Consider the following 8,088-nt stretch of genomic DNA (forward strand, 5'->3'; position numbering starts at 1 on the left):
GTTTCACGCGTCAGGCGCGTTGCAGGTTCCACGGACAGGGCTCCGGGCCCCGGCTAATCCGGCCCACGCAGCGATCAGAACAGGTCGCCCTGCCCCTCGCCAGCCTTCCGGACAACGGCCTTCGGTTCGGCGCGCGCCGGGCGCGGCGGCGCCTCGCCATCCGCCATTGCGCCCACCTGCCCGTCGGCAAACTCGATGGCCAGCGCCATGCCGGGCGCAACCGTCGCCGCCGCGCGCAGGGGCCTGCCCGATCCGTCCCGCACCAGGGCAAAGCCGCGGGCGAGCACACCCTGATAGGAGAGGGCACCCAGCAGCTTGGCCGCGCCGTCCAGCCGGTCGCGGCGGCGGCGGACGATCAGGTCGAGGGCACGCGGGGCGCGGGCGAACAGGGCGTCGAGCCGTTCGCGCGCGCGGGCAAGGCGCGTTCCCTGCGTCTGCGCATAGACGCCGAGTGAGCGTCCGAGCCGGTCGGACAGCGCCTTGAAGGCCTGCCGCCGCGCCTCGGTCCGCCCCGAAAGGGCGGCGACGGCCCGCCCTGACAGCGCCTCGATCCGGTCGCGGGCGCGCTCCATGCGCAGCAGGATGACCCCCGGCGCCAGCCGTCCGGCCGCCCGTACGAGGCGCGTGCGATGGGCCGCCGCATTGGCGATGAGCGCATTGGGCAGCCGCTCGCCGGCGCTGTCCAGCCTCTGGCGTGCGGTCTCCAGCAGGCGTTCGGCATCGGGCAGGGCGCGGGCCGCTGCCCGCAGTTCGGTGCGGCGGCCTTCCAAGCCGCGCGCCACGGCAGTCGCCAGCCGCCGCGCGAGACTGCCGGTCTCGGCGATGAGGTCGGACCGCACGGGAACGGCCATTTCGGCAGCCGCGGTCGGGGTCGGCGCACGCCGGTCGGCGGCAAAGTCGATCAGCGTGGTATCGGTCTCGTGGCCGACGGCCGAGATCAGCGGGATGGCGCTCTCGAAGGCCGCCCGCACGACAATCTCTTCATTGAACCCCCAAAGGTCCTCAAGGCTGCCGCCGCCACGCGCGACGATGATCACGTCCGGTCGCGGAAGGTCGTCGTCCGGTCCGATGGCGTTGAAGCCACGGATGGCGTTCGCCACCTCCGCCGCGCTGCTCTCCCCCTGCACGCGCACCGGCCAGACCAGCACCGTCCGTGGAAAGCGGTCCTCCAGCCGATGCAGGATGTCCCGGATGACGGCGCCGGTCGGCGAGGTCACAACGCCGATCACTTGCGGAAGATAGGGCAGGGGCCGCTTGCGCGCGGCATCGAACAGCCCCTCGGCGGCGAGCTTCTGCCGCCGCTCCTCAAGGAGCGCCATCAGGGCGCCGATGCCGGCCGGCTCCAGGCTCTCGATGACGATCTGGTACTTCGACGAACCGGGAAAGGTGGTGACCCGCCCGGTGGCGACCACCTCCAGTCCCTCCTGCGGCTTCACTTTGAGCCGCCCGTACACGCCCTTCCAGATCACCGCCTCGATGGTCGCGCGCTCGTCCTTCAGGCGGAAATAGACATGGCCCGAGCCGCTCGGCCCCTTGAAACCCGAGATCTCGCCGCGCAGGCGCACATAGCCGAAGGCGTCCTCGATCGTCCGCTTGATGGCGGCCGAGAGGTCCGAGACCGAAATCTCGGCAAGATTGGAGGGGGCGGTATCGGTCATGCGAAGCGAATCCGTTGCCGGGCGCGGCTCTCTTGTCTAGACGCTGGCGCAGGGCCGGTGAAGGCGCATGGCTTCCGGCCGGTGCGTCCTTCGAGGCTCGGGCCATCGGCCCTCGCACCTCAGGATGAGGAAGGCATTGCACGGCATCGGGGCCAGACGACGGCGTTTCGAAATTCCGGGCCGGGCTCTCAGGTGCAAGGGCTGGGCGCGAGCCTGGACGGACGCAAGACCCCCGATGGGGACCAACGCCATGCAGGGCAACAGGCGGAGCAGACGATGAACGTACTCCTGATCGGCGGCGGCGGCCGCGAACATGCCTTGGCCTGGGCCCTGTCGGCGAGCCCGCTGCTCTCCCGTCTGCACTGCGCGCCGGGCAATCCGGGCATTGCCGAGGTGGCCACGCTGGCGGCCATCGACGTTGCCGACCATGCGGCCGTCATCGCCTATTGCCGGGACCATCAGATCACGTTCGTGGTGGTCGGTCCCGAGGCGCCGCTTGTCGCTGGCCTTGCCGATGACCTGAACGCGGCCGGCATCAGGGTCTTCGGCCCTTCGAAGGCCGCAGCCCAGCTCGAGGGCTCGAAGGGCTTCACCAAGGATCTCTGCCGGGAATTCTCCATCCCCACCGCCGCCTATGAACGGTTCACCGCGCCGGAACCTGCGAAGGACTATATCCGCCGCGTAGGGGCGCCCATCGTGGTCAAGGCCGACGGGCTGGCCGCCGGCAAGGGCGTGGTCGTGGCCATGACCCTCGGCGAGGCGCTCGACGCCGTCGACATGATGGTCTCGGGCGGCATGGGGGAGGCCGGCGCAGCCGTCGTCGTGGAGGCGTTCATGACTGGCGAGGAGGCGTCCTTCTTCGCCCTGTGCGACGGCGAGACCGCTCTCGCCCTCGCCACCGCCCAGGATCACAAGCGGGTCGGCGACGGCGATACCGGCCCGAACACCGGCGGAATGGGCGCCTATTCGCCCGCTCCGGTCATGACCGAAGCCATGGTCGAGCGCACCATGGCGGAGATCATCCGCCCCACCCTCGCGGCGATGAGGGCGCGGGGAACGCCGTTCAGCGGCGTCCTGTTCGCCGGCCTGATGATCACGGCAGAGGGGCCGAAGCTGATCGAGTACAACTGCCGCTTCGGCGATCCGGAATGCCAGGTGCTGATGATGCGCCTGAAGGACGACCTGCTGACCCTGCTGCTCGGCGCCGTCGATGGCCAGCTCCGCACCATGAGCGCCCGCTGGTATGATGACGTGGCGCTGACCGTTGTGATGGCGGCGAACGGCTATCCCGGCGCGCCGGAAAAGGGAACGCTCATCCGCGGCGTCGAACGCGCGCGCGCTCTCGCGGGCGTAGAGGTGTTCCATGCCGGCACCGTCCTGAAGGACGGGGACCTGGTGGCCAATGGCGGGCGGGTCCTGACGGTCACCGCCTCAGGAGCCACGGTGACGGAGGCGCAGGCCCGGGCCTATGCCGCCGTCGACCTGATCGACTGGCCGGGTGGCTTCTGCCGCCGCGACATCGGCTGGCAGGCCGTGGCGCGCGAGAAGGCCGCGGGCGATCATCATTGAGCGGCAGGCCGGATTGCCGCTAGTCTCGCGGCTCTGAAGGGGATCGAGATTTGGCAAGTGCCGTTCAGCGCCTCTGGCGCGCCATCCGGACCGGAATCCCCATGGCCGTCTCGCAGCGCCTGTCGCAGCGGCAGATCACTCATGCCCGCGCCCTGGAGCCGGCGCTCGGCTGGGAGTTCGACTTCAACCTGAAGGAAGATGCCGCAGGCCCCTATATCGCCAACTGGCGAGACCGCAGGGTTCCGACCGCGCGCCTTTCGGCCGTGGTCGCCGACATCGAGCAGTTGCTGGCCCATATCGAGGATCCCGAATCCGGCATCCCCGACGACACCAGCATGTCCGGCCGCAGCCCCTGGGGCGGCCAGGGCTTCGCGATGCACGACCCGCAGTTCAGCGGCAAGATCATCGACGTCAATCTGTCCCGGCGCCATGGGGTTGTCGAGATCGATATCCCGACCGGCGCGTCGGAGCAGCCGGTGCGCCAGTCGATCCGCGATCTGGAGCGGCTCGCGGAGGTGATCCGCCGGATGCTGGCCCTGCTGGAGGCGGAGCGCGAGAAGCGCCCGCAGGCAGGCGGCTGACGCAAGCGCGCCGGGCGTTTCAGGGGCAGCGGACGGCCGAGAAGGTGCGGTTGCCGCGATCCACGTAGGTCATGCGCATGCGGTTGCCCTCGACGCGAAAAATGAAGCGCTTGCGGTTGGTCATGCCCTCGCCCTCGCATCGCGCCGTGACCCGCCATTCGGGGGGCGAGCCTGTGACCTGCACGAAGCGGCAGGCCCATTCGACGCCGTCGAGGCTGCGCTGCCGGATGGTCAGCGGCAGCTCGTCGGTGCCGACACGGTTGCGGCACCAGCCTTGCTGGTCGGCCCAGCGCCCGACATAGGCAGGCTGGCCGCCGGGTTGCGCCGCAGCCCCAACACCGCCGCCAAGCACCACTCCCAGGCCCGCCAGCATTGCCATCCCACCACGCATCATGTCGCCCTCCTGCCGTCGCGGTCCTGGTGCCAGGAAATCGGACTGTGACGGTCAGGCCGAGCAAGCCGGGTGCCATGTCACCCTGTCGGTTGCGACCCGGAAGTGCGCTAGAGTCGAACCACACCCACCAGGGAGCGCCCATGTCCACCGCTGATCTGTTTCCCGGTTTCGCCTCGCATTGGGTCGATACGTCCATCGGCCGCATCTTCGTCCGCTCCGGCGGTGCCGGACCGCCGCTGCTCCTGATCCATGGCTTTCCGCAGACCCATGTGGAATGGCACCGCATCGCTCCGGAACTCGCCAGCCACTTCACTCTCGTGATCCCGGACCTGCCCGGCTACGGCTGGTCTGTGGCGCCGAAGGGCGGGGCCGGCCATTTCCCCTATGCCAAGCGCGACATGGCGAAAGTGATGATCGAGGTGATGGAGAGCCTCGGCCACATCCGCTTCATCGCCTGCGGCCACGATCGCGGCGCTCGCGTTGCCTATCGTATGGGGCTCGACCATCCCGGCCGGGCCGAGCGGGTGGTGCTGATCGACATCGTGCCGACGCTGGTCATGTGGGAACGCATCCGCAAGAACCCGTCCGCCAAGACCGAGCACTGGGTGAGCCTGTCGCGGCCCGCCCCCGAACCGGAGACCGAGATCGGCCGCGATCCGGTCGCCTATCTTGATGCCAAGCTCGCGCTCTGGACCAAGGACGGCACCCTTGCCGCCTACGATCCGCGGGCGCTCAGGCACTATCGCGACAGCTTCTCCGATCCCTCGCGCATCCATGCCGCCTGCGAGGACTACCGGGCCGGCGCGACGGTCGATCTGGCCGCCGACGAGGCCGACAAGGCGGCCGGCCGCACCATCGACGTGCCGGTCCATGTCATCTGGGGCGATTCCGGGATTCCCTCGCAAGGCGCTAGCCCTCTCGACGCCTGGCGGCTGTTCGCAAGCAAGCTGACAGGGGAGGCGGTCGATTCCGGCCATTTCGTGCCGGAAGAGAACGCGGCTGGCTGCCTCGTGGCGCTGCTGCCCTTCCTCAAAGGCACAGCTCTCCCGCCGGCCGGCTAGCTTGTCGCCGGGTGCCGCCCTCCGGCATGATCGGCGCAAAAGCACCCAACGGGAGGATATGCCTTGCCTGACACCCTGACCGAGATCGCCTCCGGGCTCCTGTTTCCCGAAGGCCCGATCGCCATGCCGGATGGCTCGATCATCCTCGTCGAGATCGCCCGCGGCACGGTGACCCGCATCGCGGCCGACGGCACGGTGTCCTATGTCTGTTCGCCCGGCGGCGGGCCGAACGGCGCGGCCCTCGGTCCCGACGGCAAGCTGTACCTTTGCAACAATGGCGGGTTCAAATGGACCCCGCCCGGCAATCCGAACGGGCTCCTGCCCATCGGCCAGGCCGATGACTATAGCGGCGGGCGCATCGAGCGGGTGGATCTGGCCACCGGTGCGGTCGAGGTGCTCTATACCGGCACCGACAAGGGGCCGCTCAAGGGCCCGAACGACATTGTCTTCGACCGCCACGGCGGCTTCTACTTCACCGATCTCGGCAAGGTGCGGCCGCGCGAGATGGACCGCGGCGCGGTCTATTACGCCAGGTCCGACGGCAGCCATATCCGCGAACTCGCCTTCCCGGTGTTCACGCCCAACGGCATCGGTCTCTCCCCGGACGAGGAGACGCTCTATGTCGCGGAGACCGAGACAGGCCGTCTCTGGGGCTTCCGCCTGACCGCGCCGGGCGAGGTCGCCCGCGAGCCCTTCCCCTCGCCGCATGGCGGACGTCTGATCGCCGGCGTCGGCGGATACCAGCGCTTCGATTCGCTGGCGGTGGATGCGGACGGCAATATCTGTGTGGCCACCCTGGTCAATGGCGGCATCACGGTGATCTCGCCGGACGGGGCATCGGTGCGCCACATCGCCATGCCCGACCGCTGGACCACCAATATCTGCTTCGGCGGACCGGGCCTGAAGACGGCCTATCTGACGCTGTCCTCGACCGGGCGGCTCGTCTCCATGCCGTGGGAGCGGGCGGGGCTGCCGCTCAACTTCCTGAACAAATAGCCGCGGGCCCTACGGCCAGGGCCGCTTCAGCAAGCGCGCGGTGATCGCCACGGCGGCCACCGCCACCACCACGCCTGCAAGGCCATCCACGATCCAGTGGTGGTCGAGATAGACGCTCGCCACCATCATGGCCGAGGCATAGAGGATGTGGACCGGCCGGGTGCGCCAGCCAATGGAACGCCAGGCTGTCAGAAGTCCGATCAGCGGGAACACGACGTGCATCGACGGCATGGCGCCGAACACGTTCGCCGCGCGCCCGTAGAACTGGTGGAAATAGGTGATCCCGAGCAGTTGATCGACGCGCAGCAGGCCGGCCGCGCTGGGCGCGGCGGCCAGGTCGATAAGGCAGCCATTGGCACGGATATACCAGGGCGGCGCCGCGGGCACGATCAGCCAGAGCGCATAGCCGATCAGATGGGCCACCGCGAAGGCCCAGAGGTAGAAGCTCATGCGCTCGCGGTCGCGAAAGAACAGGTAGAGCGCGTAGAGCGGCACCACATAGAGGAAGGCCGCATAGGGAATGGCGAAGACCACATCCCAGAACGGGCTGATGTGGCGCTGCAGCCAGTCGCCCGGCGTCGTGTCCGTCGCGACCGCGAACAGCGCAAGGTCGAGCGCCCTCAGGTCGCAGCCATGCACACGCCCGGCCGTGACGAACAGCGGCACCACGAAGCGCATCGCATCGGTCAGGATGGCGACGAAAATGCCGGGATAAAGCGCGGCAACAAGCCCCTTCGTCTGCGGCCACAGCCCGAGGGCCATCACCGCCCCGGCAATCACAACGTGCTCCGGCCGCACCATGCCGGCGGGCACCAGCGCCAGCACATAAAGGGCCGGCAGGAAGGGCGCGATCCACCAGCGGCCCCAGAGGGACGTCACATGCGCGGCAAGTCCGGTCATCGGCGGGGGTCGCCCGGCGCCGTGTCAGTGGCCTCGCCCACCCGCGCGTCGGCCTCGCGCGCTTCGACCACATTGCGCGCGACGCGCAGGGCATCGGCCGCGGCCAGTGCCGACAAGGTGCCCGTGAGCCCGATCAGGACGATGGTCAGCCAGGGTGCGATCACGCCCAGAAGCATGGCGAAGGCGATCAGCACCATGCGGTCGCCGCGGCGCATCCACAGCGGCGGCAGCGGCACCCGCAAGCCCTCGCAGCGCGCGCGGACATAGGACACGGTATAGGCGGCGAGCAGGGTGACGGCCGGGATCACCGCCAGCCAGCCATTGGCGGCATAGAGCACGGTCAGGCCGAGCAGCGGAGCGGCATCGGCGATCCGGTCGACGGTCGAATCGAGCAGCGCCCCGAACCGGCTCACCGTGCCCGTGGTGCGGGCGAGCGGCCCGTCAAGCATGTCGAAGACGCCGCTGACGAGCAGGAACAGCGCCGCCCAGCCAAGCGCGCCATAGGCGGCCGCGATACCGGAGGCGATGGCCGGCACGAGGGAGAACAGCGTCAGGCTGTTGGGCGTGACGCCGGTGCGGGACAGGGTGCCGGCCACTTTCGCCAGCATGGCGGCGAACCACGCGCTGCGGGCGACGTCCTGCAGGGAGGCTCCCCGCTCCAGGCCCGCCAGGAGGCGCGCGACCCAGCCTTGAGACATCAAACCGGCTCCCCGTTTGCCGACTGCGATCCTATCAACCCGATCAATGCCCCGGAAGAAAGCCGGGTTGGCAACGGGCGACGATCCTGGGGAGGGGCGGCGACCACCCCGGCTCCACATCGCGCTCATGGCCTTCCGCCGGATGACGCCGGCGAGGCTCTATCAGGATCGGGCCGGTGGACGCAAATTGAAGCGGGGTGCGCGCTTGCGGAAATGCGGACGGACCGGCTG

The 8,088-nt window shown here is 69.3% G+C and carries 8 protein-coding genes; 4 read left to right on the plus strand and 4 right to left on the minus strand.

What is annotated here, in order from left to right:
- Positions 1 to 74: 74 nt before the first annotated feature.
- The gene (gene xseA / locus ACTIFS_RS05435; protein WP_439573020.1) at positions 75 to 1,658 is read right to left on the minus strand and encodes an exodeoxyribonuclease VII large subunit; all 1,584 of its coding nucleotides are present in this window, start codon (positions 1,656 to 1,658) and stop codon (positions 75 to 77) included.
- A 276-nt stretch (positions 1,659 to 1,934) separates the two neighbouring features.
- Between xseA and purD the strand changes: the two genes are divergently transcribed.
- Both purD and ACTIFS_RS05445 read left to right on the plus strand, forming a co-directional pair.
- Positions 1,935 to 3,227 carry a phosphoribosylamine--glycine ligase gene (gene purD / locus ACTIFS_RS05440; RefSeq protein WP_439573021.1) on the plus strand — a complete coding sequence of 431 codons (1,293 nt, stop codon included), beginning with the start codon at positions 1,935 to 1,937 and terminating at the stop codon, positions 3,225 to 3,227.
- 50 nt (positions 3,228 to 3,277) lie between these two features.
- On the plus strand, positions 3,278 to 3,808 hold the full coding sequence (locus tag ACTIFS_RS05445) for a hypothetical protein (protein ID WP_439573022.1): 531 nt from the start codon (positions 3,278 to 3,280) through the stop codon (positions 3,806 to 3,808).
- 19 nt (positions 3,809 to 3,827) lie between these two features.
- Here the strand turns inward: ACTIFS_RS05445 and ACTIFS_RS05450 are convergent, their stop codons facing one another.
- Positions 3,828 to 4,202, minus strand: a complete 375-nt coding sequence (locus ACTIFS_RS05450) for a hypothetical protein (protein WP_439573023.1) — start codon at positions 4,200 to 4,202, stop codon at positions 3,828 to 3,830.
- Between the two features lie 140 nt (positions 4,203 to 4,342).
- Between ACTIFS_RS05450 and ACTIFS_RS05455 the strand changes: the two genes are divergently transcribed.
- Positions 4,343 to 5,263, plus strand: coding sequence for an alpha/beta fold hydrolase (locus ACTIFS_RS05455; protein ID WP_439573024.1), 921 nt, complete (start codon positions 4,343 to 4,345; stop codon positions 5,261 to 5,263).
- A 63-nt stretch (positions 5,264 to 5,326) separates the two neighbouring features.
- Complete coding sequence (locus ACTIFS_RS05460; protein WP_439573025.1) at positions 5,327 to 6,259, plus strand: SMP-30/gluconolactonase/LRE family protein; 933 nt, start codon at positions 5,327 to 5,329, stop codon at positions 6,257 to 6,259.
- A 9-nt stretch (positions 6,260 to 6,268) separates the two neighbouring features.
- Here the strand turns inward: ACTIFS_RS05460 and ACTIFS_RS05465 are convergent, their stop codons facing one another.
- Together ACTIFS_RS05465 and ACTIFS_RS05470 are read right to left on the minus strand one after the other, a co-directional pair.
- Positions 6,269 to 7,159, minus strand: coding sequence for a phosphatase PAP2 family protein (locus ACTIFS_RS05465; RefSeq protein WP_439573026.1), 891 nt, complete (start codon positions 7,157 to 7,159; stop codon positions 6,269 to 6,271).
- Entirely contained in the window at positions 7,156 to 7,857 is a 702-nt protein-coding gene (locus tag ACTIFS_RS05470; RefSeq protein WP_439573027.1) for a CDP-alcohol phosphatidyltransferase family protein, read from the minus strand. The genes ACTIFS_RS05465 and ACTIFS_RS05470 overlap by 4 nt, the downstream gene beginning before the upstream one ends.
- Between the last annotated feature and the right edge of the window lie 231 nt (positions 7,858 to 8,088).

This window comes from Phreatobacter sp. (assembly GCF_051860605.1).
GTDB lineage: Bacteria > Pseudomonadota > Alphaproteobacteria > Rhizobiales > Phreatobacteraceae > Phreatobacter.